We start from the raw sequence: 1,903 nt of genomic DNA on the forward strand, positions 1-1,903 counted from the left end.
CGGCACACGTCAATCATCTTCGTGAGCTCCGCCATGAACGATGTACGCCACAATCTCAGCCCGACCGACCGCGTGGAATTGCTCTGCTGGCTCACCTGCGGGAGCTTGGGCGCCTATTATCTGAACGGCTCCTGGCCCACGGCGGCTTTTCACGTGCAAGCGGCTCACAAGTGGCTGGACAGGCACAAGCGCCAGGCTGAATGGCTCGCCATCGCGAAGCTTTCGGCCATTGCGGCCGACCTCGCCCAGCGGCACTCGGAACTCGTGGATGCCGACTGGGCTCGCGACGCCGTGGAAGAAATTCTCGACAGCGACGACCTCAACTATCAATCGGAGCTTGTGCTGCGCGTGCTCGATGAATGCAAGCGAGCGCTCGCTGACAAACGGCCGGCCGACTGACCGGATAAAGCAAGGGGCCTATCGTTTATCGGGAGTCGCCGCTTGAACGACAGGCCCGTTCGGCTTCAGAACTTCGTGCGCATGCCGATCCGGATTGCCGTCGACGACTCCCCTGAGCCGACATACCCTCCTTAGAAAACACCGGCGCGGCGCCGCCCGCTACCCGCAGGTAAGTCGCACCTATGTAGACGTCCGTGCACCCGGACAGTGCGCGATCGGCCATATACGAGTCTTCAGCGATGGCGGGGGAGTCAATGAAAAACGCCCGCATAAGCGGGCGCTGGTTGTTCGGCAATGCCGTTGGGACGGCGGTCAATAGGTCTCGAGATGCAGCCTTCCCTCTCGCTTGAGCGCACGCCATAGCGGCTCCCATTCAATGCCATTCTGCCCGGCGATATCCCGCAACGCCTGAAGCACCCCGTCCTCCATCCCCTTCAGCCCGCACACATAGATGTATGTGTTGTCATCGCGCAGCATCTGCCCGACATCGGCCGCACGTTCGCGCATCGCGTCCTGTACGTAGCGCTTCGGCTGGCCCACGGTGCGTGAAAACGCCAGCGTGGTATCGATGAAATCTTTCGGCAGGTTCACGAGCGGCCCGAAGTAAGGCAACTCTTCTTTCGTGCGCGCGCCAAAAAACAGCATCAGCTTGCCAGTCGCGCCTTTCAGACGCCGGCGCCGGCGATACTCGGTCATTGCGCGCATGGGTGCGGAACCTGTGCCCGTGCAGATCATGAGCAGGTGCGAGTTCGGATGATTCGGCATCAGGAACGTACTGCCGAACGGACCGATCACATTGACCTTGTCGCCCTTCTTCACGTCGCACAAATAGTTCGAGCAGACACCGTCGGCTTCGTTGCCACGATAATCCTGCGTGACGCGTTTGACGGTCAGCGACAGGTTGTTATAACCCTCGCGTTCGCCATCCCGCGGACTGGCTATCGAGTACTGACGTGCGTGATGTGTCTTGCCGTCCTTCGTCGTGCCCGGCGGCAAAATGCCGATCGACTGGCCCTCGACGACCGGAAACGGCGTCGTGCCGAAATCCAGCACGATGTGATGAATATCGCTTTCGGTGGACTCGCCGGTCAGGCGGTAATTGCCTACGACCGTCGCCGCCACCGGCAGTTTGTGCGTGTACAGATTCACGTAAGGCTTGGCCGCCGACCAGGGCGGCAGCGTCGAGCCGCGCACCGTATCCACGTCGATGCCTTCGGACGTTTCGCCGCTGCTCTCTGCCTCGTCAGCATCCGCTTGCGGCAGGCCGTCCAACGCCGCGCTTGCTGTCGTGTTCTGCGCCGGCAGCTCGTCCCACGTGAACTGCTCTTCAATGCTGTACGCCTGCGACTTCAGCACCGTGCGCCAGTTGTCGATGGAGCCGGTCGGGCACGGCGAGATGCATGCCACGCAGCCATTGCAGACCTCTGCCTTGACGACGTAGTTGTTAGAGTCGTGCGTGATCGCGTCGACCGGGCACGTCTCTTCGCAAGTGTTGCAGCGAATG

Annotated in this window: 2 protein-coding genes; one reads left to right on the forward strand and one right to left on the reverse strand. The window is 61.4% G+C overall.

Annotation, left to right across the window (positions count from 1 at the left end; genetic code table 11):
• The first annotated feature begins 33 nt into the window (after nucleotides 1-33).
• On the forward strand, nucleotides 34-399 hold the full coding sequence (locus tag VGH68_RS24375; RefSeq protein ID WP_047845755.1) for a hypothetical protein: 366 nt from the start codon (nucleotides 34-36) through the stop codon (nucleotides 397-399).
• 312 nt (nucleotides 400-711) lie between these two features.
• Here VGH68_RS24375 and boxA read toward each other — a convergent pair whose 3' ends face one another.
• The gene (gene boxA, locus VGH68_RS24380; RefSeq protein WP_331606275.1) at nucleotides 712-1,902 is read right to left on the reverse strand and encodes a benzoyl-CoA 2,3-epoxidase subunit BoxA; all 1,191 of its coding nucleotides are present in this window, start codon (nucleotides 1,900-1,902) and stop codon (nucleotides 712-714) included.
• Between the last annotated feature and the right edge of the window lies 1 nt (nucleotide 1,903).

Source organism: Paraburkholderia sp. (assembly GCF_036488505.1).
Classification (GTDB): domain Bacteria; phylum Pseudomonadota; class Gammaproteobacteria; order Burkholderiales; family Burkholderiaceae; genus Paraburkholderia.